Annotated in this window: 25 protein-coding genes and 1 riboswitch; of the genes, 21 read left to right on the top strand and 4 right to left on the bottom strand. The window is 55.5% G+C overall.

Annotated features, from left to right (window positions below; all coding sequences use genetic code 11):
* The first annotated feature begins 75 nt into the window (after positions 1-75).
* From ACP5OT_RS08920 to ACP5OT_RS08985, 14 genes are all read left to right on the top strand, one after another.
* On the top strand, positions 76-1,155 hold the full coding sequence (locus tag ACP5OT_RS08920) for a carbohydrate ABC transporter permease (RefSeq protein WP_424674482.1): 1,080 nt from the start codon (positions 76-78) through the stop codon (positions 1,153-1,155).
* Complete coding sequence (locus ACP5OT_RS08925) at positions 1,148-2,248, top strand: sugar ABC transporter permease (RefSeq protein ID WP_424674483.1); 1,101 nt, start codon at positions 1,148-1,150, stop codon at positions 2,246-2,248. The genes ACP5OT_RS08920 and ACP5OT_RS08925 overlap by 8 nt, the downstream gene beginning before the upstream one ends.
* Before the next feature lie 60 nt (positions 2,249-2,308).
* Positions 2,309-4,216, top strand: coding sequence for an alpha-amylase family glycosyl hydrolase (locus tag ACP5OT_RS08930; protein WP_424674484.1), 1,908 nt, complete (start codon positions 2,309-2,311; stop codon positions 4,214-4,216).
* Positions 4,217-4,428: 212 nt separating this feature from the next.
* Positions 4,429-4,632: a 30S ribosomal protein S21 gene (gene rpsU / locus ACP5OT_RS08935; RefSeq protein WP_012256396.1), complete on the top strand. Its 204-nt coding sequence runs from the start codon at positions 4,429-4,431 to the stop codon at positions 4,630-4,632.
* A 158-nt stretch (positions 4,633-4,790) separates the two neighbouring features.
* On the top strand, positions 4,791-5,876 hold the full coding sequence (gene prfA / locus ACP5OT_RS08940) for a peptide chain release factor 1 (protein WP_424674485.1): 1,086 nt from the start codon (positions 4,791-4,793) through the stop codon (positions 5,874-5,876).
* A 57-nt stretch (positions 5,877-5,933) separates the two neighbouring features.
* Positions 5,934-6,974: an adenosine deaminase family protein gene (add, locus tag ACP5OT_RS08945; RefSeq protein ID WP_428111261.1), complete on the top strand. Its 1,041-nt coding sequence runs from the start codon at positions 5,934-5,936 to the stop codon at positions 6,972-6,974.
* A 190-nt stretch (positions 6,975-7,164) separates the two neighbouring features.
* Positions 7,165-8,718 carry an ABC transporter ATP-binding protein gene (locus tag ACP5OT_RS08950; RefSeq protein ID WP_424674487.1) on the top strand — a complete coding sequence of 518 codons (1,554 nt, stop codon included), beginning with the start codon at positions 7,165-7,167 and terminating at the stop codon, positions 8,716-8,718.
* Between the two features lie 24 nt (positions 8,719-8,742).
* Positions 8,743-9,882 carry an ABC transporter permease gene (locus tag ACP5OT_RS08955; protein WP_424674488.1) on the top strand — a complete coding sequence of 380 codons (1,140 nt, stop codon included), beginning with the start codon at positions 8,743-8,745 and terminating at the stop codon, positions 9,880-9,882.
* 94 nt (positions 9,883-9,976) lie between these two features.
* Positions 9,977-10,474 (top strand): acyl-CoA thioesterase, encoded by a 498-nt coding sequence (locus ACP5OT_RS08960; RefSeq protein ID WP_424674489.1) that lies wholly within the window; start codon positions 9,977-9,979, stop codon positions 10,472-10,474.
* Positions 10,471-10,938: a flavin reductase family protein gene (locus ACP5OT_RS08965; protein WP_424674490.1), complete on the top strand. Its 468-nt coding sequence runs from the start codon at positions 10,471-10,473 to the stop codon at positions 10,936-10,938. The genes ACP5OT_RS08960 and ACP5OT_RS08965 overlap by 4 nt, the downstream gene beginning before the upstream one ends.
* Before the next feature lie 386 nt (positions 10,939-11,324).
* A complete protein-coding gene (locus ACP5OT_RS08970; protein ID WP_424674491.1) occupies positions 11,325-11,978 on the top strand; it encodes a phosphodiester glycosidase family protein in 654 nt (217 codons plus the stop codon).
* 110 nt (positions 11,979-12,088) lie between these two features.
* Positions 12,089-13,129, top strand: a complete 1,041-nt coding sequence (locus ACP5OT_RS08975) for a lysylphosphatidylglycerol synthase transmembrane domain-containing protein (protein ID WP_424674492.1) — start codon at positions 12,089-12,091, stop codon at positions 13,127-13,129.
* On the top strand, positions 13,126-14,445 hold the full coding sequence (locus tag ACP5OT_RS08980; protein ID WP_428111265.1) for an NAD(P)/FAD-dependent oxidoreductase: 1,320 nt from the start codon (positions 13,126-13,128) through the stop codon (positions 14,443-14,445). The genes ACP5OT_RS08975 and ACP5OT_RS08980 overlap by 4 nt, the downstream gene beginning before the upstream one ends.
* A gap of 67 nt (positions 14,446-14,512) precedes the next feature.
* A complete protein-coding gene (locus tag ACP5OT_RS08985; protein ID WP_428131944.1) occupies positions 14,513-15,496 on the top strand; it encodes a LamG domain-containing protein in 984 nt (327 codons plus the stop codon).
* A 67-nt stretch (positions 15,497-15,563) separates the two neighbouring features.
* Here ACP5OT_RS08985 and ACP5OT_RS08990 read toward each other — a convergent pair whose 3' ends face one another.
* The 4 genes from ACP5OT_RS08990 to thiM form a co-directional block, all read right to left on the bottom strand.
* Positions 15,564-16,373, bottom strand: a complete 810-nt coding sequence (locus ACP5OT_RS08990) for an SDR family NAD(P)-dependent oxidoreductase (RefSeq protein ID WP_424674495.1) — start codon at positions 16,371-16,373, stop codon at positions 15,564-15,566.
* Positions 16,374-16,503: 130 nt separating this feature from the next.
* Positions 16,504-17,295, bottom strand: coding sequence for a bifunctional hydroxymethylpyrimidine kinase/phosphomethylpyrimidine kinase (gene thiD, locus ACP5OT_RS08995; RefSeq protein WP_424674522.1), 792 nt, complete (start codon positions 17,293-17,295; stop codon positions 16,504-16,506).
* 31 nt (positions 17,296-17,326) lie between these two features.
* Positions 17,327-17,992 (bottom strand): thiamine phosphate synthase, encoded by a 666-nt coding sequence (gene thiE / locus ACP5OT_RS09000; RefSeq protein ID WP_424674496.1) that lies wholly within the window; start codon positions 17,990-17,992, stop codon positions 17,327-17,329.
* Between the two features lie 59 nt (positions 17,993-18,051).
* A complete protein-coding gene (thiM, locus tag ACP5OT_RS09005) occupies positions 18,052-18,888 on the bottom strand; it encodes a hydroxyethylthiazole kinase (protein WP_424674497.1) in 837 nt (278 codons plus the stop codon).
* A 105-nt stretch (positions 18,889-18,993) separates the two neighbouring features.
* A riboswitch (TPP riboswitch) is annotated at positions 18,994-19,116 on the bottom strand.
* Between the two features lie 226 nt (positions 19,117-19,342).
* Between thiM and infC the strand changes: the two genes are divergently transcribed.
* From infC to ACP5OT_RS09040, 7 genes are all read left to right on the top strand, one after another.
* A complete protein-coding gene (gene infC, locus ACP5OT_RS09010; protein WP_424674523.1) occupies positions 19,343-20,092 on the top strand; it encodes a translation initiation factor IF-3 in 750 nt (249 codons plus the stop codon).
* Between the two features lie 55 nt (positions 20,093-20,147).
* A complete protein-coding gene (locus ACP5OT_RS09015) occupies positions 20,148-20,354 on the top strand; it encodes a large ribosomal subunit protein bL35 (protein WP_287904413.1) in 207 nt (68 codons plus the stop codon).
* A 150-nt stretch (positions 20,355-20,504) separates the two neighbouring features.
* Positions 20,505-20,864, top strand: coding sequence for a 50S ribosomal protein L20 (gene rplT, locus ACP5OT_RS09020; RefSeq protein ID WP_287904416.1), 360 nt, complete (start codon positions 20,505-20,507; stop codon positions 20,862-20,864).
* A gap of 284 nt (positions 20,865-21,148) precedes the next feature.
* Complete coding sequence (locus ACP5OT_RS09025) at positions 21,149-21,928, top strand: TrmH family RNA methyltransferase (RefSeq protein WP_424674498.1); 780 nt, start codon at positions 21,149-21,151, stop codon at positions 21,926-21,928.
* A 50-nt stretch (positions 21,929-21,978) separates the two neighbouring features.
* The gene (gene pheS / locus ACP5OT_RS09030; protein WP_424674499.1) at positions 21,979-23,028 is read left to right on the top strand and encodes a phenylalanine--tRNA ligase subunit alpha; all 1,050 of its coding nucleotides are present in this window, start codon (positions 21,979-21,981) and stop codon (positions 23,026-23,028) included.
* Between the two features lie 3 nt (positions 23,029-23,031).
* Positions 23,032-23,904, top strand: coding sequence for a hypothetical protein (locus ACP5OT_RS09035; RefSeq protein ID WP_424674500.1), 873 nt, complete (start codon positions 23,032-23,034; stop codon positions 23,902-23,904).
* Positions 23,901-24,824: a DMT family transporter gene (locus tag ACP5OT_RS09040; protein ID WP_424674501.1), complete on the top strand. Its 924-nt coding sequence runs from the start codon at positions 23,901-23,903 to the stop codon at positions 24,822-24,824. The genes ACP5OT_RS09035 and ACP5OT_RS09040 overlap by 4 nt, the downstream gene beginning before the upstream one ends.
* Positions 24,825-24,886 lie beyond the last annotated feature (62 nt).

Raw genomic sequence — 24,886 nt, forward strand, 5'->3', positions numbered from 1 at the left:
GCCGGCTCCTCGACACTGAGGGGCCGGCAATGGTATCATTATCGGCACCAAGTCCAACCGCGAGAGGAATTGCATATGGCAATCACGAACCCGGAGCTGGCCTCACCATCGGCCCAGACGTCGCGATCGGCCCTGCGTGAGGGGTGGAAACAATTACGTACCCCGCTTATCTACCTGTTGCCGGCGCTGATCATTATGCTGGTCGTTACCTTCTACCCGCTGGCATTTCAAGTCTGGATGTCGTTTACCGATTACGGGGTAATCAAAGAAGAGGGCAAGCAAACCCTCAACCCTTTCGGTCCTAATGGAGCTACGCCACCTAACTACCGCCCAGCTCAATACGTTGGCTTCAAAAATTATCTCGATATTATTACCAACAACCCCCAATTCGTTGCTCGACTGGGCGGTAATTTTGACTTTTGGCGATTACTTGCATTTAATCTATGGTGGACCTTCTCAAATGTTGGGTTTCACGTTGCACTTGGTATCATTATTGCTGTCCTGCTGAATGTAGAAGGTCTTTGGGGACGTAAAATCTACCGTGCTATTTATATCTTACCGATGGTGTTACCCAATATTGTGGTTGCCACCGTCTGGCGTAACATGTTTGATGATCAGTATGGTTCGATCAACCAATTGATCAACCTTATTATCACCCCTTTTGGCTTCGATCCGGTCCAAATCCGCTGGTTTAATCAGATCCAAGACCCTATTCCCGGCATTGGCCTACCGCTCAGCTATTACGCAATGCTTATCGCCAACATTTGGCTCGGTTGGCCGTTTATGACCATCGTCGCCACTGGTGCGTTGCAGTCGATCCCAAAAGAGATGTACGAAGCGGCGAGTATTGACGGTGCAACCGGGATGCAGCAGTTTTGGCGGATCACCCTACCATTGCTACGTCCGGCAATGGTTCCGGCTGCAATGGTTGGAATTGTAACGACATTCAACCTCTTCCACGTGATCTATTTTATGAGCGGTGGTGGGCCACTCGGTCGTACCGAGATCATGGTGACGCAGGCGTTTAAGCTGATCAACGTTAACCAACTCTACGGCGTCGCAGCCGCTTTCTCGGTAATCATTGCGCTGGTGCTGATCCCGATCTTCTTAATTACCAACAAGATTTCGCGCGCCACGGAGAGCTACGATGTCTAGTGTAACTGCTCATCCTCGCCGTTCAGGCAGTACCTCCGCCGGTCGTCGGTTACAGTGGTGGCAGCAACTGATCTTGCAGGCAATCTGTCTGTTTATCGCCGCGACGGTGCTGTTTCCCATCCTTTGGATTGTGAGCATGTCGCTCGATCCACGGAACATCTCGCGTCCTACCGAGCTAAACCTGATCCCTCCCGGCGCGTCCCTCCAAGCGTATTTGCAGGTGCTCGACCGCCCAACCGCCAATCCGGTGACCTTCGCCGAACTGGCCTTCAACAGTGTTCGCCTTGCCGGTGGCGTATCGGCATTTTCGTTACTTGTCGGCGTCAGTGCAGCGTATGCGTTCTCGCGGTTTAAATTTCCCGGTCGTCAGTTTATGATGATTGCCGTGCTGGCGATTACCGTCCTGCCGAGTGTCGCTACTATTGCCCCGCTCTTCGCACTGCTCAATAGTATCCGCATTAGTAGTGCGATACTGAGTATCGTGTTGATACTGGCAGGTCTGATGCTCCTTGGACTGACCATATTCGCCGTTGCTCCGGCTATTCGCTTGGGTTCTGCCGGGCCGGGCAACTATTTCTTCGGCGCGGTGGGCTTAGTTATCAGTCTTGGTTTGATCTATGGCGGGTTAACTCCAGCACGGAGCGACGTGTTTGTGTTGCGCAATTCGTTGCTTGGGGTCGGCATTGCAATGGTATCAGGCGCCCTACCGTTTGCAATTTGGAACCTTAAGGGGTATCTCGATACGATTCCGAAAGAGCTGGAAGAAGCTGCGATTATCGATGGTGCTTCTCCTAATCAGGTCTTCTTTCAGATAGTGTTACCGCTGGCTACTCCTGCATTAGCCGTGACCGGGTTTCTGGGCTTTGCCGGCGGTTGGACCGAGTTCTTTTTGTCGTGGCAGTTCCTTACCGATCCTAAAGATTTTACGTTGGCGATGTCCCTTTACAATATGACCGGCCAGTACGCCGGGCAAATTCCGTGGTCGCGTTTCGCTGCGTTTTCGATCTTGTTGTCGCTGCCGGTAGCGATTGTCTATCTACTGTTGCAGCGGTATATCGTCGGTGGGCTAACCCTAGGTGGCGTGAAGGGGTAATCTCGATAGCGACACTACACCGTCGCCGAAGTAGTACTGTCTATTAGAGGATTGATCACTGTGGAACAGATACACGTTTCTGCCGATTTTATTTTTGGCACGATGGCCACCGACAGCCGCCGGCTTGGTTATGTGCGCGCTGAATTGGCCGGTATTTCGCACCGCTACCGTATGGAACCATCTGCCCCCAAAGCCGGTGAGCCGGTGCGGCTATTTGTGACTCTTGGTCCATCGATTACTGCCGATTGCGTCAGTGTCTACTACACCACCGATGGCAGCGAACCGGCGGGGCAGCGTGGTCAGCCTGCGCCCGGCAGTGCAGTAGCTTCCGGTCAGCGCATCGCCAGTCAGTGGGACACCTTGCTGTGGGGGTATGCCGAAGAATGGATGATAGAGTTACCTCCCCAGGCCACCGGCACCGTCGTGCGTTATCGGATTGAAGCGTGGCTACGTGAAGGCAAGGGTTCGCTATGGTACAGCGAAGTGATCGGCGCGACTGAAGGCGATGGGAGCGTGATCGGGCAACCCGGCCCCGGCGATCACTATCTGCGCGAGATGGGCGCAGAGTTCAACCTCACGTTCTACCGTCGTCCCCGCACGTGTGCCTACCGCGTCGGCGATGAGGGAACACCGGCGTGGCTCAATGAAGCGCTGATCTACCATATCTTTATCGACCGTTTTCACCCCGGCCCCGGTCGGCAATTCGCCGATCCACCGACACCGATGGGGATTTACGGGGGTACGTTAGCCGGTATTACCGCTCAGCTCGACTATATCGCCAGTCTGGGCACAACTGCCATTTGGCTCTCCCCACTCTTTCCTTCACCGTCTCACCACGGCTACGATGCCACCGATTACTACAGCGTCGAGCCGCGGTTAGGTACCATGATCGATCTGCAACATCTACTTGCTGCCGCTCATGATCGCGGCCTGCGCGTGCTCCTCGATTTCACCGCCAACCACTTCTCGAACCAACACCCCATCTTCCAACGTGCAATCAGCGACCCGACCAGCCCAGAACGGGATTGGTTTATTTTTACCCGCTACCCCGACCGCTACGTCTCGTTTTTTGGCGTACACGAATTACCACAACTCGATCTCGATCATCCGGCGGCGCGACAATTTATGATCGATGCGGCTCGTTACTGGCTCGAACAGGGAATAGACGGCTACCGGCTCGACTACACCATTGGCCCCTCACACGATTTCTGGACGGTCTTTCGGGCTGCGATGCGTACCGTCAAGCCTGATTGTGTCTTGCTCGGTGAAGCAGTCGATACTGCCGACATTCTGCGCTCGTATTACGGTCGGCTCGATGGGTGTCTCGATTTCTTGCTGTTGCAAGCGTTGCGTCGTTTCTTCGCTTTCGATGAAATGAATGCCAGCGCCTTTGCCGTCTTTCTCCAACGTCATTTGGCATACTTCCCCACCGGCTTCGCTTTGCCCAGTTTCCTCGACAATCACGATATGAACCGCTTTTTGTGGGTGGTCCGTGGTGATACCCGTCGGCTCCGGCTCGCCGCCCTCTGTCAATACACACTACCACACACACCGATTCTCTACTACGGTACGGAAGTCGGACTAAGCCAGCGCCTCGATGTTCGCCATGCCGATGGCAGTGGTCACCCTGAAGAATCACGGCTACCGATGCTGTGGAGTGAGGCCCAAGATCGTGAACTGTTGGCATTTTACTGTCGACTCGGCGCCTTCCGCCGGTCTACAACGGCCGTCTGGCGTGGTCAGCGCACCTTTTCCCACATCGATGACCACCACGGACAACTCGCCTATACATGTACTGCCAACGGCGAAACGTGGTTGGTTGCGCTTCATCATTCATCACAGGCCGGTAGCATACCACTCCCGGCAGGAACATGGGACATAGCGTTCGTCACGCAAACTGCCGAAATCGTTGCCGGAAAGGTGTGGCTCCCGGCGTATGGCGGTGCTGTGTTACGACAATTGTCCTAGAACTGGAGAGTTGCAGTTTCGAGAACCTTCCGGTATACTATTGCTTCGGTGTAGGGATCACGGCATTGCCGCTGCTGCGGGGCACACCAAATCTAGCACGAAGGAGGTGATGAGAGAGGATCGCGGATACGACCATAGAGCTGGGCGACGCCCCACGCCGCATGACAGTTCTATGCCGATAGTGAGTGCCGTGCCGCCGATCCAGCAGCGCTATGCGAGTTGAACGTCGTGAAGGTGAAACGGTAGAACAACTGATTCGTCGCTTCAATAAAGGTGTCGTTGCCGAGCGAATCACCAAGACATACCGCGAGAAGATGCACTTCATCTCGAAGAGCGAGCAGCGCAAAGAGAAGCGCCGCCGCGCCGAACGCAATCGCCGCAAGAAGCTGGCGAAAGCTGCCGCTCTTGGTTTGTAGGAGACGTTTATCGGTGGCACGATGCGCTGATGCGGTTACGCGCGCATTGTGCCACTAACTATCTAAAAATACATGAGAGATCGTGATACGAAAAGCCATTGCTTTGCCGGCAAGTGTTTTTAACCAAAAGATAAAATCATCCCAAGGAATCGTCACATATGTTTGATAAGCTTGAAGCTGTTGCTCAGCGCTACGATGAATTGACTCAGCTTATGGCTCAGCCCGAGGTGGCAACCAATGTCACCCTCTTGCAGCAGTATGCGCGTGAACAGCGTGAATTAGAAGATATTGTTACTACCTACCGCGAATACCAGGTGGCCCAGCGTGCCATTGCTGAGGCCGAGGCGATGCTCGATGAGAACGATCCCGAACTGCGCGCTTTGGCGCAAGAGGAACTCGATACCCAACGTAAGCGGCTTGCTACCCTCGAAGAGCAATTGAAAGTACTCTTGTTGCCACGCGATCCCAACGACTCGAAAGATGTCATTATGGAAATTCGGCAGGGTGAAGGTGGCGACGAAGCAGCCTTGTTTGCCGCCGACCTCTTCCGCATGTACACCCGCTTTGCCGAGTCGCGAGGATGGAAGGTAGAAGTCGATAGCCTTACCGAAAATGGTATTGGCGGGATTAAAGAAGTCATTTTCCAGATTCACGGTGAAGGTGCGTACAGTCAGTTGAAATACGAGGGTGGGGTACATCGCGTGCAACGAGTACCGGCAACCGAAGCACGTGGGCGCATCCATACATCAACCGCGACCGTCGCTGTGTTGCCGGAGGTCGAAGAGACCGAGATCGAGATCAAACCCGAAGACTTACGTATCGATGTCTTTCGCAGTGCTGGTCACGGTGGGCAAGGAGTGAATACGACCGACTCGGCAGTGCGGATCGTGTACAAGCCCGGCACCCCGGAAGAGATAGTCGTCACCTGCCAAGATGGCCGTTCGCAGATTCAAAACCGTGAACGAGCTATGACCGTCTTGCGCGCTCGGCTCTATGCGCGTGAACAAGAGAAGCGCCAACGCGAAATCGGTGCCTCACGGCTGGCTCAAGTCGGCAGTGGGGAGCGCGCTGAAAAGATTCGCACCTACAACTTCCCCCAAGATCGCATTACCGATCATCGCATCGGTCAAAACTTCTCAAACTTGCCGGCAGTACTCGACGGTGAACTCGATAAGATCATCGAGGCCCTGATCGTGTACGATACTGCCGAACGGCTGCGAGCGAGCGGCATCAGCAACAATTAACTTACGTAGACACGCTATAATACTACGCAATATCGTTCCGACTCCGGGAAGAAAATCATGCTGACACCGGCGCTCGCGGCTTTTATTGAACGCATGCCCAAAATCGAATTACACCTTCACCTCGAAGGTGCCGTTGCCCCTCGCACCTTTCTAGAGCTAAGCCGACGCAACGGTATCCCTCTTCCCGTGAGTACCGAACAAGAATTGGCGCAACTCTTCCATTACGACGATTTTCACGCCTTTCTCGATACATTTATGGCGCTCGCGGCAACTATCGTGTCCGGCGAAGATTTTGAATTGCTGGCTTTCGAACTGGGCATGCAACTGGCAGCACAGCGTGTTGTCTACGCCGAAGTGATGTTGTCACCGATGCAACACGTGCGGCGTGGCGTCGATCTCGTCGAGACGCTGGCCGGTACTGCCGCCGGTTTTGCCCGTGCTGCGCAATACGGAGGGCCACGGGTGGGGTTGGTCCTCGATTATGGCCGCCAGTATGGTGCCGCTGCTGCATGGCCGATCCTCGAGACGGCCATCGCATGCCGTTCCTACGGTGTGGTAGGATGGTCAATCGGTGGGAATGAGATCGGTCATCCACCCGAAGAGTTTATCGATCTGTTCACCGCCGCCCGCACCGCCGGCCTAGGAGTGATGGCCCACGCCGGCGAAGTGGTTGGGCCGACCAGTGTGTGGGGCGCAATTGATGTCCTCGCAGTAAGCCGGATCGGTCACGGCATCCGCAGTGTGAATGATCCGTTGCTGATGCAGACCCTGACCGAACGCCAGATCGTGCTCGATGTTTGTCCGAGTAGCAATGTTCGCACAAAAGCGGTTCCAACATGGTCGAGTCATCCCCTACGTCGGTTATACGATAACGGCGTATTGGTCACGATCAATTCCGATGACCCCACCTTCTTCGAGACCACGATCAGTGAAGAATTTCGCCGTGCGGTCACCTATCTCGGTTTTACTGCCGATGAGTTCTGTCAGATCACACGCACTGCGGCACAAGCCGCCTTCTTACCGATAGATGAACGGGCTGCCCTTATCACCACCGTTGAACATCATCTCCAAACCCTACGCACCGAACTCGGTGTATGAACAATTGCCGGTGCAACCGACAGAATATGCTACAATACGATATATCGTGAATGGAGCGTTCGTACTGCGGCAAGGCAAGCCGGTGCGCACCGATGCGTGAATCTGCGCTGCGGAAACGATCCCCAGCGCTGTCTGTACAAGACGTGCTTATCAATTCAATCGGCGATAGTCAAGTTACACGAGGTCACCAGTGACACAGAACGGCCAGGAACGATCAGTTGTACTGGAAGCTCGCGGGATTACCAAACGCTTTCCCGGTGTCATCGCTAATGACAATGTGTCGCTGAAGCTACACAAGGGCGAGGTATTGGCCTTGCTCGGCGAAAACGGCGCCGGTAAATCAACACTCATGAATATTCTGTACGGGCTGTACCATCAAGACGAGGGCGAAATCTTTGTCAAGGGTGAACCAATCCGGATTAGTAATCCGCATGAATCGATTGCCCGTGGGATCGGAATGGTACACCAGCACTTCCAATTGGTACCGGTGATGACCGTAACCGAAAACATCATCCTCGGGAACGAAGTCACCAACGGCCCGTTCCTTAACCGCAAACAGGCTGCTGAACGCATTCGGGCTATCTCCGCCCAGTATGGCCTCCCCGTTGACCCTGATGCTTTAGTTGCCGATCTTGATGTAGGGGCACAGCAGCGCGTTGAGATTATCAAGGCGCTTTATCGAAACGCCGATATTCTCATTCTCGATGAGCCAACCGCAGTGCTGACGCCGCAAGAGGCTGACGATCTCGTGCGGGTTATGCGTACACTGACGGCTCAAGGCGCTTCGATCATCTTCATTACGCATAAGTTGCGTGAAGTTCTTGAGGTTGCCGACCGGATTATCGTGCTGCGTAATGGTAGGGTAGTCGGTGAAACGACCCCGGCGCAAGCGACTGAAGCGAGTCTGGCCGCGATGATGGTCGGACGCGAAGTTATTTTAAAAGTTGAGAAGCAGCCGGCTCACCCCGGCGAGCCGGTTCTCGAAGTCCGTGACTTGCATGTGCGCGATGACCGTCATTTGTTGGCAGTACGTGGAGTCACTCTCGAAATACGCGCAGGTGAGATCCTCGGAATCGCCGGCGTACAAGGCAACGGCCAAACCGAACTGGTTGCGGCACTCACCGGTCTGCGGCCAAGTGAAGCCGGCACTGTTCGGATTGCCGGTGTTGATGTGACCAACGCTACACCACGTAACATTAGCGAGTTGGGTGTGGCCCATATTCCCGAAGATCGTCAGCGCGACGGGTTAGTGACCTCGTACCCGCTGACCGATAACTCAGTTCTGGAATTGTACTATTTGCCGCCGTTTGCCAACGGGATTGTGCGCAACGATCAGGCCATTAGCGAGCATTGCACACGTTTGGTTGCCGAGTTCGATGTGCGCACACCGAGCATCCACGTACCGGCTAGTTCACTGAGCGGTGGTAACCAGCAGAAGCTGATTGTGGCCCGCGAGTTTACCCGCCCGCTGAAATTGCTGATCGCGGCTCAACCAACCCGTGGGATTGACGTCGGTTCGATAGAGTTTATCCATAATCAGATCGTGAAAAAGCGTGATGAGGGCGTTGCTATCTTACTGGTATCCGCCGAACTCGATGAGATTTTGTCTCTGGCCGACCGCATTGCCGTCATGTATCACGGCCAGATCGTCGCAACGGTGAAAAACGGCGAACTCTCACGCGAAGAACTTGGTCTGTTGATGGCCGGTGCGACGCTCGATCGCTCGCTACCGGTTGTTGCCTAAGCGCGAGCAGTCAGGGAGAACAGCATGGCGCAAGCAGCCACCGAAACAGGAGTACGACCCTCGGCGCTCCGCCACTTTTGGGATCGCTGGTCGGGAATACTAGTGCCGATCCTTGCGGTGTTTAGCGCGTTGGTGGTCGGCGCATTCATTATCGGAATTACCGGTGCGGACTGGCAAGCCGCCTATATTGGCCTCTGGGAAGGCTCATTTGGCTCGCCACGGGCCATCGCCGATACGGTTGTGCGTTCGACACCGTTTATCATCTGTGGTTTGTGCGTAGCGTTAGCCTTCAAAGCCGGCTTGTTTAATATTGGTGCAGAAGGCCAACTCTACGCCGGGGCTGTTGCTGCGGTCGTGATCGGGACAACGTTGCAAATGCCGGCGATTTTTCACATTCCGACCGCGTTGATCGCCGGCGCACTTGGTGGGGCAGCCTGGGCCGCTATTGCCGGTTTTCTCAAAGCTCGCACCGGGGCGCACGAGGTGATCAATACGATCATGCTCAACTACATTGCCCTTCGTATGACCGACTGGCTCATCCGTAGTAAGACACCCTACATTTTGGGCGATCCTGCCGACACGACCGGTGCCCGGTCACGGCTGATTGTTGAGACAGCTCGCTTACCCGGTATTCAAGTTGGGAGTTCGACGGTACTGCACCTCGGCATTCCGCTAGCACTCGTACTTGTCTTTGTCGTCGCCTGGCTGCTCTACCGCACGACGCTAGGTTTCGAGATGCGCACTGCCGGCACAAATCCGAATGCTGCCCGCTACGCCGGGATGAGCGTGCCTCGCACCATCGTTTTGGCGATGGCGTTGGCCGGTGGGCTGGCCGGGATTGCCGGTGCAATTGAAGTGATCGGTGTTCGGGGGGCGCTGAGTGCTGATTTCTTTTCCGGCCTCGGCTTCGACGCGATTGCCGTAGCCCTTTTGGCCCGTGCTAATCCGGTTGGGATTATCTTTTCGGGGTTGCTGTGGGGCGGTTTGCTGACCGGTGCTCGCCTAATGCAGGTACGAGCTAGCCTGTCCATCGACGTGATCAAGATAGTCCAGGCACTGATCATTATGTTCGTTGCCGCCGACCAGATTGTGCGGTTTATCTATCGGCTACCCAAACGTAAACCCGGCGAAGAGACGCAACTCTCGAAGGGATGGGGCGGGTAACGGTACCGACCACGCAGCCCCAACTTCTATCGCACAGAGGAATATCGCAACGGCGGCGCTCAGGTGAGCGCCGCTCTATACCTCAGCAAACACTATGGATGACATCACCATGCAAAATCGTCCGGCTAAAGCTGCCGCCGAAGAGCGGATGGCCGAGATCATCTTGCCACATCAGACCAACGGCTACGGAACGATGTTTGGCGGTGACGTGATGGCACTGATGGATAAAGCTGCTGCTATCGCCGCCCTGCGCTTCTGCCGTTTGCCGGTTGTTACGGCTTCAACGGAACGGATCGATTTTCGCACGCCGATTGGGCAAGGCGAAATCGTTGAAGCCTTCTCACGTGTGATTTATGTCGGACGCAGCTCAATGGTTGTACGCGTTCACCTTTTCGCCGAACATCCGTTGATCGGCGACCGTCGCCTCTGTACAACTGGCTATTTTAGTATGGTTGCGATTAATCGTGACGGTGGCCCTTCGCCAACCGTGCCGCAACTCCTCTTACTTGACGACGAAGCCCGCGCCGAACACGCGATTGGAGCCGAGATCCACGCTGCCATCGCTGCGCGCCGTAATGCAGGAAAACGATGATCGACGAATCACTGTTTCGCCAAACGATGAGCCATTTTGCCTCGGGAGTGACGGTAGTTACCACGAATTACGAAGGTCGGTTGGCCGGACTGACGGTCAGTTCGTTTGCGTCGCTTTCCTTATATCCGCCACTCGTGCTCGTATGTATCGACCGTTCTGCCGCCAGCCACGATGTGATCGCTGCTGCCGGGCAGTTCGCCGTCAATATTCTGTCTGAAGATCAAGAATACCTCTCACGTCGCTTCGCCATGCACGATGGTGAAAAGTTTGCGCCACACAGTTTTACCCTCTCGCCGCGTGGCTTACCACTCCTCAATGGCGTGTTGGCCCAGATTGAGTGCCGCCTGCATAGTGCGTTGCCCGGTGGCGACCATACTATCTTTACCGGCGAAGTAGTAGATGCACGTGTGTTTGGCGGACGACCGCTCCTGTACTATCGGTCGGGGTACCACCAGTTGGGGTAGGTGAGTCAGCGCGTTCGGGCAACTCATGAATGGCAAGAGCGGATATAGATGGCGGGTGCATGAGCACAGTGGTGTGTGACCCACAAGGGCGTGGTATAGTTGCCCCAAGCTATTGTAAGGAAACACACCGATCAGCACGATCCCCTGACACGGCTGATGGTTACGTTAACGGCATGAACTATGGCAGCCGCACCAGTATGACTAATTACCGACCTTCTTGCCAATTCAGATCGCACTGGCCCGCCATACTGAAGTACTGGCTGCTATGCCTCCTCTGGTTAGCGGCGTGTAGTGGGTCACCGACACCGATGCACGGACCGGTTCAAATACCTACGCTCATGCCCACCGTCCCTGCTTCTCCGACAGCCACAGTTCAGGAGTGGCAAGTGCTGACAACCGGGATTGAATTCCGTCGCCTTGATGCACCGGGTTCATCCGTGCAGGTTATTCGCGTCGATCCAACGCAGGTACGGTTCGTAGTAGGCTACGATCCGACCGCGCCACGGATGCTGAGTGCGTGGGCTGCGCAATACAGTGCGGTCGCTGCAATTAACGGTGGTTTTTTTAACAGAGCTGGTGAGCCGGTCGCCTTGCTGATCAGTAATCGGCAGATCATTGGCCAAAGTTACGTCGAGCAGGGTGGAATGTTTGCGGTTGATGCAGAAGGGAGACCGCACCTGTGGCCATTGGCCGAGCAACCCTACGACGGTACCGTTTTCGAGCAAGCAATTCAAGGATGGCCGCTGTTGGTACGTTCGGATGGCACTGCCGCATATACCGATGAAGATGGTCAACGCGCGCGTCGCAGCGCTATCGCGCTCGATGATCAAGGACATGTGCTGCTCATCGTTGCGCCCGCCGCCAGCTTTAGCCTTGCGGAATGGTCACAATTTTTAGCGACCGCCGATCTTGAACTTACCATCGCTGTTAATCTCGATGGTGGCTCATCGAGTGGATTGATGGCGCAGAGTGACCACGGCAATATCCGGATCGACTCCTTTGTCCCTTTGCCCTTTGCCCTGCTGGTACTTCCCCTTTGACAGTCGGTCAGAGCAAGGGTAAGATGCTCAAAGATTCACTGTACGAACACCCTGCAGTGAACAAAACGACTCGTTAGCACACATCCACTTGGTGAACATAAGGAAGATCGGTGCGAAACTGGAAATTATGGCTTGGATTCATCATTAGTATCATATTCCTCGGTGTCGCCCTCTACGGTCTCGATCTCGTCCATTTCTGGGAAGCACTGCGCGAGGCGAATTACTGGTGGCTGATACCGGGCATTGTCGTTTATTTTGCCACGGTCTGGGTGCGCACGTGGCGCTGGCAATCGATGCTCAATCACATTGCCTTTGTGCCGTTACGCTCCCTCTTCCCAATTGTGGTTATCGGTTACATGGGGAATAACGTCTACCCTGCACGCGCCGGCGAAGTGTTGCGGAGCTATGTGCTGCGTCGCAATTGCGGTATCGCGATGAGTGCCTCGTTGGCGACCGTCGTACTTGAACGACTGTTTGACGGTCTGGTGATGCTCTTGTTCGTCGCAATTACCCTTCCCTTTGCTCCTTTGCCGAACACATTCCGCACCCTCGTGATCGGGTTTAGTGCGATGTTTATCGTAGCATTGATCGGCTTCATTGCCGTCGCTGCTTATCCACAACGTATGAGTCGGCTCTACACCTTAACCGTTGATCGTTTTGCCCCACCATTTTTGCGCCCGCGTATTCACGGCCTTTTTGATCGGTTCATCATCGGCCTACAATCGCTGCGTAGCCCACGTGAGATGCTGGTTATTCTGATGACCTCAACGCTGATCTGGTTAGGTGAAACGTTAAAATACTGGTTTGTGATGCATGCTTTTCCGTTTGAAGTATCGTTTCTCGTCTTGATGCTCATGACGGCGGTGGTGAATCTCGTTACCACCATCCCCTCCACACCGGGATATATCGGTACGTTTGATGCGCCCGGCATTGCGATTTTGACCCAATTCGGTGTTGTCCATGCGATCGCTGCCGGCTATACGCTGGTATTACACGTTGCGTTATGGTTGCCGGTTACCCTGCTTGGTGCATGGTATATGCTGCGTCAAAGCCTGACATGGCGCGATATGGAGCGAGCGGCAGCGTTGCAATCTCAAACAAGCCCCTCGGCCAACGATGAAGCTATCACGACACAAAAGGTTCTGCCATGAAGGTTGCGATCATCGGTGCGGGCTTTGCCGGTCTGAGCGCTGCCTATGACCTTGCCGGCCACGGCTATACGGTCACGATCTACGAAGCCGGCGAGCAGGTAGGAGGCTTAGCCAGTGGTTTTCGCGATCCGACGTGGGAATGGCCGCTCGAGCGATTTTATCATCATATCTTCACCACCGATCATGCCATTATTGCCCTGACCAACGAGATCGGCCTGCGTGACCGGCTCTTCTTTCGCAGTCCGGTGACGGCTCAATGGTGGCGAGGACGCGGTTATGCCCTCGATGGCGTGCTGCCGGTGTTACGTTTTCCCGGCTTACCCTTCATCGACCGGTTACGGTTTGGGTTGACCGCGTTTTACCTCAAGTATCTTACGAACAATTGGCAGAAACTCGAACAAACCACCGCTACAGCATGGATCGAGCGCTTTTCGGGCAAGAACGCTGCACAGGTAATCTGGCATCCATTACTCGAAGGAAAGTTCGGTCTTCACGCCGATGAGGTCAATATGGCGTGGCTCTGGGCACGACTTCGCGCACGTAGCTTTCAGTTGGGCTACTTTGTCGGCGGTTTTCAAGCATTCGCCGACGCATTATGTGCAGCATGCCTCCGTCGCGGCGTACAGGTTGTACTGCAAACACCGGTGAAAGCCGTTCACCAAACTGCCGGCGGTTGGCAGGTACTGGCCGGTGATCATCCGCCAACCGACTATGATGCTCTGCTCGTTACCGGATCGCCAGAACTGTTGGCACGGCTGGTTCCGCATCTCCCGAGTGGCTACCTCGGCCAATTACACCGGTTGCGTTCGATGGGTGCAGTTGTGATGACTATCGCTCTACGTCGACCGCTTACCAACGGCATCTACTGGCTCAATCTACCGAAGGATGAATTCCCGTTTCTGGCGCTGGTTGAACATACGAACTTTATTGAACCGAGTCGCTATGGCGGTGATAATCTGATTTACTGCGGCGATTATCTCGACCCCGACCACGAGTATTTTCGGCTCACCCCAGAAGGGTTGCTCGAACGCTTTGTGCCGGCACTACGCCAGATCAACCCCGCCTTCCAACGCGAATGGGTACGAGCCTATTGGCTACACCGCGAACTCTACGCTCAACCGATTGTGCCGGTTAACCATAGCCGCAACATTCCGCCCATCCCAACTCCCCTGCCCGGCCTCTATTGGGCTAGCATGAGCCAAGTCTATCCGTGGGATCGCGGCACCAACTACGCAGTCGAATTGGGCCGACGGGCGGCACGGATCATGCGCGAACACCTGCACCCTAAGCCACAGGCGGTACCATCAGGCTATTGAGACAGAGAGACCGGCGTAGTACAAAAGCGACACAGACGTTGTTTGTCGCTATAAGGGGAGGTGATAGTTGCAATATCGGCTTGGCTTGATAGTTCTCCTCTGTGGGCTTATTATCGGCTGTAGCGCCGGAGTGAATACGCCGGCTCCTACGCAAGCTCAGCAGCCCACTACAACCTCCACTATCGGATCGTCAACCGCCGCTTTACCGCCGACCGGCGTCCCGGCAACGACATCGACAACCGCTACCCCAACCAGCTCCGGCTATGCCATTCGTTTCTTTGGCAGTAGTAACGACGACCGTGACCGCATCAAGATACCGCTGGGAACTATCGATAGCAGTGGTCAGCTCACCACTTCCCGACCGGTCAATGTGAGCGGCGATCTGACGATTGAGTTCTGGATGAAAGCCACCGCCAGCGATAATACCGCTCCTGATTGTGATGGATGGTACTACGGCAATATTATCATCGATCGTGATGTCTTTTGGGCAGGTGATTATGGTGACTACGGTATTGCCATCTGCGCGAACAAACTCGTGGTCGGATTCAGCGTTGATAGCGATGATCGGCTGCTCAAAGGCAACACCATCATCACGGACGGAGCCTGGCATCATATCGCCGTTACCCGCGCCAATAGCGGAGAAGTACGCTTGTTCGTTGATGGACAGCTCGATGCAACAATGATCGGACCAAGTGGACGGATCGATTACCGGCTCAATCGCCCCACCGATTATCCCAACAGTGATCCCTACCTTGTGTTTGGAGCTGAAAAACACAATGTAACTGGTAGCCTTCACTACAACGGCCTACTCGACGATGTCCGCATATCAAACGTGGTGCGTTACACCGACCCATTTAGCCGGCCCACGACACCGCACGCCATTGATGCAAACACCATCGCGCTTTACCGCTTCGATGAAGGTAGTGGTACGACAATCGCTGATAGCACACCAGGCAACCAAAGCCCCGGCGAATTGAAACCACGTCCCGAAGGCGCTGCACAACACTGGTCAACCGACACCCCTTTCACCAGCAGCACCCCCTTAACTTAACGCCGCGTGCCTTTATCCAGATGATTATAAAGTCATGAAGAGAAACTTCAGCACTGCTTGGTGATGGCTATTGCTGCAATAAACTCTTCATCTGGCGAAAGATAAAGCGCGCCGCAAATTGCGGATTAAGGCGCGAGAGGAGATCCATCAACCGCGCATCACTCCCGACTAACACCCGATACCGGTTGCGTTCGATACCCTCAACAATTATCTGAGCCGCGCGCTCTGGTGCAAGTGCCGTCGGCGCACGCCGGTTATTGGTCGTCCCCGTCGGTAACCGATTCACGCCCGAATTGGCAACGATATTGGTACTCACCGCGCCGGGAAAGACAACCGTGACACACACGTTTGTTGTGAGCAATTCTGCATAGAGACCTTCGGTAAACAACTTCACCGCCGCCTTCGCCGCACCATAGATCGTCTGGCCCGGTACCGGTAAAAAGCCGCCCATGCTCGAAACATTAACGATATGCGCTTCAGGTCGCGAGAGGAGATGGGGCAAAAAGGCTTTGGTCATCCATACAGTACCGTAGAAATTGACCTTCATCACCCGTTCGATGGTGGCTTCATCAAGATCAGGCACCCGTAGAAACGGCTGGATGATGCCGGCATTATTGATCAAACCATCAACGACCCCGTGAGCCGCGATAACCTGATCGGGCAGGGCCGCTACCGCTGCCCGATCGGTAATATCGACCGTGTGGGTAGACAACCGATTCGCCGATGAACCGGCCATTTGTGCCGTCTCCTGTAAGGTAGTCGGGTTCAGATCAACTGCAGCGACGCGCGCCCCCTTGGTCAGGAGGTGCAAAACAAGCGCTCGACCGATGCCACTACCACCACCGGTAACAACGATGACTTTGTTGTTGACAAGCATGCTGGTATCCTCATCCTTAGATGTCGGCCACATGCTGACCGACGAGGATACCATACGCCTAATTATCTGTTTCGTCAACGAATAGTACCGGTCCAGGCGACCGCACGTACACCATCCCCCCGCCCCTGCATCACCTATACCATGCGGCAAAGTGATGCACCGGACCATGGCCTTGCCCCAGGCCGGGTGCGTGTTGCAAAGCGAGCGTAATGTAGTCCTTCGCTGCCTGCACTGCCTCAGGCACCGACAAACCTTTTGCTAACCCGGCAGCAATCGCCGAGGCAAACGTGCAGCCAGTACCGTGGGTATGCCTTGTCTCGATCCGTGATGAACTGAAATAACGATACCCATGGCCATCGTACAACACATCAACGCTATCATCGGCCAAATGACCGCCCTTGACCAACACCCACCGTGGACCGAGCGCATGAATCTGCTGGGCGGCCTGTTCCATCTCGGCAACAGAAGTGATGTTCAGACCAGTTAACGCCTTTGCTTCGGGCAAGTTAGGTGTCACAATGGTTGCCAGTGGAAACAGGAGTGAGATCAGTGCGGTTCGTGCCTCTGGGCGTAATAATAGATCGCCGCTTTTAGCAACCATCACCGGATCGACCACTAGATACGGCCAGCGGTAGGTGCGCGCTTTCTCGGCCACAACGGCAATAATCTCAGCATTCGCCAACATACCGGTTTTGACGGCATCAACACCAATATCGGTAACCACCGAATCGATCTGCTGTGCCACCAATACCGCCGGTAATTCAAACACCGCCTGGACACCGATGGTGTTCTGCGCCGTCACCGCTGTCAAAGCACTCATCCCATAGACACCGAGGGCGGCAAAAGCTTTCAGATCGGCTTGAATACCGGCGCCACCTCCTGAATCGGAACCGGCAATGGTCAGACAACGTGGCAAGCTCATCGGCATTTCGCCTCCTCTTCCATATGTATCCTCAATCTGACGCAGCTTCACGGCGTTGGCGGCTTGCGTTTACCATCGCACGCAACTCCTGGGCCGCAACCGCAATATCTTCGGCGGCGACCACTGCCGACACCACGGCAATCCCGTCAGGACCGGCAGCCATGACCTCAGACGCATTCGTGGCATTGATTCCGCCAATCGCCACGATTGGCAACGACACGTGCTGACGGATCAAGCGTAGACCATCTACACCAATCGGTGGTGCAGCATCCGGTTTGGTTGGTGTGGCAAAGATCGGCCCGACACCGAGATAATCGGCGCCGTCTTGCACCGCTTGCACAGCTTCAGCTAACGTATTCACCGAAATACCCAGGATTTTGTCAGGACCGATCAAGCGACGGGCCAACGCCGCCGGCATATCATCTTGACCGAGATGCACACCGTCGGCATCAACAGCTAACGCGACATCGAGGCGGTCATTGACAATCAATGGCACACCGGTGCGGCGCGTCAACTCACGCAAGACCTGAGCTTCGGCTACCATCTGTCGGGTCGGGGCCTGCTTTTCCCGATACTGCACTACCGTTGCGCCACCGGCAATTGCAGCCTCGATCACCGCTACATGCGAACGGCCACGGGAGAAACCGGCATCGGTAACGACATACAAACTCCAATCAACGGCTTGCCTGAGCGCCATATCCATTCCTCACAAGGCCGGTATGCTGGCACCGCACCACACATACCGACCACTCACGACTACGACTGCGCCACTGTCTTACTCTGTTCCGTACTGAGATCGACTACCCGCGCACCTGCCCGAATCTGATCGGTTGCGAGGTGATAGATCGCATCATAGAAGGCTACTTTAAAACTGGCCGGACCACGTGCCTGTGGTGCAGCCAGCTCAGCCGCCAAACCAAAACAAGCCAAGCCGGCAGCAGCGGCAAAGAGATAATCACGCTCGACTGCGGCAAAGGCGGCAATAACCGTTGTTGCCGAGCAACCGGTACCGGTCAGCGTCTTGAGCCATTCGTGACCATTATCAACCGCCAACACCCGCGATCCGTCGGTGACGAGATCGCGTCGTCCGGTCACGGCTACCACCGTGTGATACTGACGGGCCAGTGCCTGGGCAGCGGCCAGCGGATCATCGGCCTCAACGACCGCCTCAACCCCTTTCACGACACCACCCATCCCGGCTAAGGCACCGATCTCACCCGAATTTCCACGGATCACAGCAACCTGCAACGTCTCCAGCAGGCGGCGATTACTACTCGTGCGCAACGATGTTGCGCCAGCCCCGACCGGATCGAGTACAATCGGAATACCGAGTTCATTTGCCCGCTTGCCGGCAATGAGCATCGCCTCGATCCAATCTGGTGAAAGCGTACCAACATTCAGCACCAACGCTCCAGCAGCCGCCACCATCTCGGCCACTTCCTCTCGGTCGTGCGCCATCACCGGTAGCCCACCGATATGCAGGGTTACATTAGCCGTATCGTTCATTACGACAAAATTGGTAATGTGGTGAATGAGAGGGCGCTGCTGGCGCACCCGATCTCGCAACTCGGCGATCCGGTCATTGAACGTCATCACAACCTCCTTGCGCCAGTGAACGGACGAGCGCGGCGATAGGGGTAAAAAAACCGCCCTGCCGCGGCAGGACGGTTATACTCGATCGCACAGACTCAGATAGCGAGTCTGCGAACTGCTCCTCCCTCCGCTGGCATAACCCAGATCAGGTTCAGAGGGTCGGTACCGGTGGCAATAGCCAAAGGTACCCTCTCAGCCCGGCTCCCCCAGGCTCCCCTGGCATCCATGTTAGTCTCATCATAGCATGGATAGACGGCGTATGCAATTCCTACCGGCGACAGTTTGACGGCATTTTTACAGACTGGTATAATGCAGGCTTGACGTGAGCAATCTGTTCACGGATATGTTGTATTGTCGTCTAACTTGAGGAAAGTCGTTACGATGACGGTTGACCTGACGACAACCGTCATCGCTCACCAGACGAAGGAGTCGCGCTATCAGAGACCGGTTTCGCATCAACAATCGCATTCGCGCCCGTGAAGTCCGCCTGATCGACGAAAACGGTACGCAGGTCGGCATCGTCCCCTTACGCGAGGCGCTGGCAATGGCTGAGGAGCGGGGGTACGACCTCGTTGAGGTTGCACCCAATGCGGTTCCGCCGGTATGTCGTCTGCTCGATTACGGTAAGTTCCGTTACGAGCAGAGCAAGAAGGAGCGTGAAGCGCGCCGTAATCAGAAACAGTCGGAACTCAAACAGATCCGGCTGATGCCCAAAACCGATGATCACGATATCGCTGTCAAGGCGAATCAAGCGCGGCGCTTTTTGTTGGCCGGCGATAAAGTGAAGTTTAACCTGCGCTTCCGTGGCCGCGAAGTGGCTCACCCGGAAATCGGGCGCAAGATGCTCGATGAGATTGCCGAACAGTTAAGTGATATTGCTATCATCGAGCAAAAACCACTGATGGAAGGCCGCGTGCTTTCGATGTTGCTAGCACCGAACGCGAAGGTGCTGAAAGCAGCTCAGCAGGCCCAAAAGGCTGCTGCACAGCGCCAGGCTGCGGCAACAAGTGCTGCCCCTGCTCAAACCAGCAGCACAACATCTGACACGCCGCCTCCTGATGAGGAAGTTGAGGAGGATGAAGAAGCAGACGACCTTATCGATGAAGATTACGACGAAGACGATGAGATCATCGATGAGGAGTACGACGCAGATGAGGACGACGAGGACAACGAGGACGATGAGCGCGAGCGACGGCGACGGTAACTAATGCGAGACCGGCTTGCATATTGCCGATTCGGTCGCGGTAAAGGAGTTATTCATGCCAAAGTTGAAGATGAAGACGCACAAAGGTGCTAAAAAGCGCTTTAAAATAACGGCGTCAGGTAAGTTTCTGCAACAGCGTGGTGTGCGTGGCAATAAGCGCAATCGGCCTAGCCGCTCACAACGTGCGTGGGGTAAGGATCAACCCACCTCACCGGCTAATCGCCGGTTGCTGCAAGTAGCCTTGCCTTACGGCCTTGACTAAGCTTGTGGGCTACACCTTGCTCACAGTTCCTGTTACCGCAGAGTAGTATCTCTGCGAATTCGTTATACCAGCATGTTAATCGTTTGAGTTCGGATGTAGTTCAGGGTTCGGTTTGCCACCCCCTGACCTATCCGCTAAAGGAGAACAGATATGGCTCGTGTCAAGCGTGGCACAATGGTGCGTAAGCGCCATAAGAAACTGTTAAAACAGGCGAAGGGATACCGTGGCGCCCGCAGTCGCCACTATAAAGTGGCCCACGAAGCAGTGATGCACGCCCTCGCCGATGCTTACCGCGACCGGCGTCGGCGTAAGCGCGATTTTCGCCGCTTGTGGATTATGCGGATTAATGCCGCTGCGCGCCTTAACGGTACGACCTACAGCCGCTTGGTAAATGCGCTGAAGCAGGCTAACATCCAGATTGACCGTAAGATGCTGGCCGATCTGGCTGTGCGTGATCCGCAGGCGTTTAGCCGCATCGTGCAACAAGCGCAGGCAGCAGTTGCAGCCTAAGGTAAGTGACGTAAGACGTTCCGATACTCGATAGTTTACCGAGGTTTCAGGTAGCGAGCCGGTTGCTTGCTACCTAATTTTCTGTCATAACCATCGTCTGCAAAGTGTCTTTCACCGCCTTGCCGGCGAATGTGGGCCGATACCCGCATCACACCCACCAGGACCGGCACCGAGCGAGGCGATGGTGCACAAATCCTCTGTCTGTGGCATTCCCGTCGTATAATGGCGCTGTAGGAGACAACTTGGGTTAACACACTGTGATTACCAGCACCGCGAATCAACATGTGAAACGACTGCGTGCTCTGGCCGATACCACTCGACTTCGCCGACGTGAGCGTAGTTTCGTGATCGAAGGTGTCCGTCTTGTGAGCGATGCGTTGGCCGCCGGTGCCCATCTACAGGTAGTCTTGTATGCACCCGACCAATTAGCGACAACGGCAGCAGGTGCGACATTGCTTGCCCAGCTCCAAGACTTGCCACGCTGTTTCCCGGCCACTCCTGCTGTCGTCGCCGCTGCTGCCGATACCGAACAACCACAGGGAGTGGTTGCGGCGGTCGCCTGGCCCGACCTCCCACCTCGTCCCGGCCTCCGCCTCATACTCGACGAGATCCAAGATCCCGGTAACGTAGGTACCTTGCTGCGCTCGGCAGCCGCTGCCGGAGTAGGTCTTGTGATCTGTGCTCCCGGTACAGCCGACCCATTTAGCCCGAAAGTTGCCCGGGCGGCGATGGGAGCACATTTCATTGTGCCACTCCGCCTACTCCCATGGGACGACATTGCAACCGAATTGGCCGGCTACACGGTATACGCTGCCGATAGCGCTGCGCAACAGCCATACTACACTGTCGATTGGCGCCAACCGGCGGCATTGATCATCGGGAATGAAGCCCACGGTGTGAGCACCGCAGCGCGTACCCTTGCCCATTCCACCATTACCATCCCGATGGCCGGACCTATCGAATCGCTAAACGCCGGGGTGGCCGGCAGTATTATTCTGTTTGAAGCGCTTCGCCAGCAAACCATTCGCTCAGAACACCCGTTAGCTAACATACCTCATAACTAAGGTATAATAGCAACGCAAATACTGCCCGTATCACAAGCAAATGGTGCCGCATGACCACACTGCTCGATGAACTGACTACACTCGAACAAGAAGCACTTGACGCTCTCAACACCGTTACCGATCTGACAGCCCTCACCGAATGGAAGAGCCGCTTCATCGGTAAGCAGGGTCGTCTGACCCGCCTCAGCCGCAGTCTCGGTACCCTCCCTGTCGCCGAACGACCTTTGGCCGGCCAGCGTGTGAACTCGTTGCGTGAACAGTTAGAAGCAGCGTTCGCAGCCGCCAAAGAACGGTTGGAAGCCCAGGCGATTGCTGCTGAGTTGGCTGCTGAACGGATCGATATTACGATGCCCGGTCGCCGACCTGCTGTTGGGTATGTCCATCTCACCAACCAAATTTTGCGTCAAGTGCAGCAGATCTTCGCCGAAATGGGGTTTCAGGTTTGGGAAAGCCCTGAAGTTGAATACGATGCCTTTAACTTCAGCCTGCTCAATTTCCCCGACGATCACCCGGCCCGCGATATGCAAGACACGTTTTATGTTGAGATGCCGGCCGGTGCGCCATCGGTACTGTTGCGGACCCACACCTCTCCCGGCCAGATTCACGCGATGCGAAAGAATGCACCCAACCCGCTGCGCGTGCTGATCCCCGGCAAGGTCTATCGGAATGAACAAGTGACGGTGCGTAGCGAGATGATGTTCCACCAGTTTGAGTTTTTGGCAGTCGGTCGTCATGTGACGATGGCCGATCTCAAGGGAACATTGGGCTTCTTTGCCGAGCGTATGTTTGGGCCGGGTACGCAGGTGCGGCTACGCCCAAGCTACTTCCCCTTCACCGAACCAAGCGCCGAGATGGATGTGACCTGCTTCCTCTGCGGTGGAAAGGGCTGCCGGATTTGTAAGTATGCGGGCTGGCTTGAAATCGGTGGCTGTGGGATGGTGCATCCGAATGTGTTGCGCAACGGCGGTTACGATCCGGCTGAGTTTAGTGGCTTTGCCGGTGGGTTTGGCCCCGAACGGGTTGCAATGCTCAAATACGGCATCGATGACATCCGTTGGTTTTATAGTGGCGATCAGCGCTTTGTCGAGCAATTTGGGTAAGGTATGCGCCATGATGAGCTGAATCGAGCCATTCACGATCTGTATCGGGCCGAACACGAAGCGCTCGGCGAGCGTGGTGGTTATGAGTTACTGGAGCGAGCACGACAGTGGGATCTAGCACCCACCTTGGCTGCCGGTGGCGTGATCGTCTTTCCGCATGCCGGGGTAGCTGATTGTGGGTACCAGATTGCCGCCGCAGTTCACGCCTGCCTCGATAGCGGCGCCGACCGTGTATTGGTGATTAGTGTGCTGCATGCGTGGAACGATGAGATGGAACAGGCCCGCCGACGGGTAGCTGCCGGTGGTTCGCCTACTCACGAACGCTACTGGGGCATTCAGGGACCGGGTCTCGACCGTGGTAATGAATGGCAGCTTGACCATGCCCTTTACAGCTTCCGCTTCTTTTGGGATCTAGAAACTCGTCGCCGCGGTATTCGCGGGCCACAGGTGATCGAACGCTATCCCTATCTGGCCGGTGGTCATCCTGAAGCGTTGCCCGGTATCGACGAGCTGGTCGAACTGGCCCGTGATGCCGTCATCGTCTCTACCGCCGATCCCTTTCATCACGGTATCGGTTACGGCGATCCGCCTGAACAATCGCTTGCTCCCGAAGCCGGTGGTCTTGCCCTGGCTCGCCAAACCATTGAAGAAGGCATCCATTTACTCGCTGCCGGAGATTATTGGGGGTATAACCAACATTGTGTTCGCGCGAAAAGCGATGCCCGTGATGCGGGGCAGGTCTTCCGCTTCCTGCGCGGCCCCCTCCACGGCGAGATTCTCGATCTGGTGGCGAGTGATGCCACCCAACTGTACCAGACACCACCACCGACCTGGGTCGCTGCTTCGCTGATACGCTGGACGAAAGTAACTGCATGAACCGACATCGTTTGTGGCTATATACCGTTCTGTTCGCCGGTGTGCTGATCGCGTCAACGGCTTCGATCATGATCCGTTACGCGCAAGGGGCCGGTATGTCGTCGTTGAGTATTGCCGCCGGCCGACTTGGGCTGGCAGCACTCATCTTGACCCCGTTGGCCTTGAGTCGGGCCGGACACGAGATCCGTCAGCTTCGCCGACGTGATGTGCTCTTCGGTATGGGAGCCGGTGTCTTTCTGGCCATTCACTTCGCCAGTTGGATCAGCTCATTGGAGTATACTTCGGTTGCAAGCAGCGCGGCTCTGGTCTCGACAAACCCGCTCTGGGTCGGATTGGCATCGCTCTTTTTCTTTCGTGAACGTCTGCATTGGACGACGCTGCTCGGGATTGCCCTGACCCTCATCGGGACAATTGCCATCAGCGTGAGCGATAGTACCAATCTTGTACAAAGCAACCCACTGCTTGGGAACGCACTGGCGTTGATCGGTGCCATGACTGCGAGCGCTTACCTCCTGATCGGGCGCGATCTCCGCCGACGATTATCAGTCTTGGCCTACATTTGGCTCGTCTACACCAGTGCAGCCGTGGTGCTGATCGTGTGGGCTATCGTGACCGGTCAGCAATTCTTCGGTTTCTCACCGATCACCTACCTATTCATTCTTGGCCTGGCAGTTGGCCCGCAACTCCTTGGTCATACCGCTTTTAACTACGCGCTCAGCAGTCTGTCGGCGACCTACGTCGCGGTGGCTATTCTCGGCGAACCCATCGGCTCAACCCTGCTGGCCTTCTTCTTGTTCGGTGAGACACTGGCACTCTTACAGTTCGGCGGGATCGTGCTGCTGCTTAGCGGAATTGCGATAGCTTCCATCGCCGAACAGCGTGCTCCGTCTAGCACAACTCAACAACCTGCCGGTACATAGTAGTGGGTAAATAATGGAGAACACTATCCGTGTCTCCATACCCCGCGCGAATCACGTCGTCT

Source organism: Chloroflexus sp. (assembly GCF_049970315.1).
Taxonomy (GTDB): Bacteria; Chloroflexota; Chloroflexia; order Chloroflexales; family Chloroflexaceae; genus Chloroflexus.

Bases quoted from the DNA above. Each gene is read 5' to 3' on its own strand.
- pheS (WP_424674499.1), top strand. From the start codon at position 21,979: ATGACCACACTGCTCGATGAACTGACTACACTCGAACAAGAAGCACTT.
- rplT (WP_287904416.1), top strand. From the start codon at position 20,505: ATGGCTCGTGTCAAGCGTGGCACAATGGTGCGTAAGCGCCATAAGAAA.
- ACP5OT_RS09015 (WP_287904413.1), top strand. From the start codon at position 20,148: ATGCCAAAGTTGAAGATGAAGACGCACAAAGGTGCTAAAAAGCGCTTT.
- rpsU (WP_012256396.1), top strand. From the start codon at position 4,429: ATGCGAGTTGAACGTCGTGAAGGTGAAACGGTAGAACAACTGATTCGT.
- ACP5OT_RS09040 (WP_424674501.1), top strand. From the start codon at position 23,901: ATGAACCGACATCGTTTGTGGCTATATACCGTTCTGTTCGCCGGTGTG.
- ACP5OT_RS08965 (WP_424674490.1), top strand. From the start codon at position 10,471: ATGATCGACGAATCACTGTTTCGCCAAACGATGAGCCATTTTGCCTCG.
- thiD (WP_424674522.1), bottom strand. From the start codon at position 17,295: ATGAGCTTGCCACGTTGTCTGACCATTGCCGGTTCCGATTCAGGAGGT.
- ACP5OT_RS08960 (WP_424674489.1), top strand. From the start codon at position 9,977: ATGGATGACATCACCATGCAAAATCGTCCGGCTAAAGCTGCCGCCGAA.
- ACP5OT_RS08980 (WP_428111265.1), top strand. From the start codon at position 13,126: ATGAAGGTTGCGATCATCGGTGCGGGCTTTGCCGGTCTGAGCGCTGCC.
- ACP5OT_RS08925 (WP_424674483.1), top strand. From the start codon at position 1,148: ATGTCTAGTGTAACTGCTCATCCTCGCCGTTCAGGCAGTACCTCCGCC.
- thiM (WP_424674497.1), bottom strand. From the start codon at position 18,888: ATGACGTTCAATGACCGGATCGCCGAGTTGCGAGATCGGGTGCGCCAG.
- ACP5OT_RS08990 (WP_424674495.1), bottom strand. From the start codon at position 16,373: ATGCTTGTCAACAACAAAGTCATCGTTGTTACCGGTGGTGGTAGTGGC.
- ACP5OT_RS08955 (WP_424674488.1), top strand. From the start codon at position 8,743: ATGGCGCAAGCAGCCACCGAAACAGGAGTACGACCCTCGGCGCTCCGC.
- add (WP_428111261.1), top strand. From the start codon at position 5,934: ATGCTGACACCGGCGCTCGCGGCTTTTATTGAACGCATGCCCAAAATC.
- ACP5OT_RS09035 (WP_424674500.1), top strand. From the start codon at position 23,032: ATGCGCCATGATGAGCTGAATCGAGCCATTCACGATCTGTATCGGGCC.
- thiE (WP_424674496.1), bottom strand. From the start codon at position 17,992: ATGGCGCTCAGGCAAGCCGTTGATTGGAGTTTGTATGTCGTTACCGAT.
- prfA (WP_424674485.1), top strand. From the start codon at position 4,791: ATGTTTGATAAGCTTGAAGCTGTTGCTCAGCGCTACGATGAATTGACT.
- ACP5OT_RS08920 (WP_424674482.1), top strand. From the start codon at position 76: ATGGCAATCACGAACCCGGAGCTGGCCTCACCATCGGCCCAGACGTCG.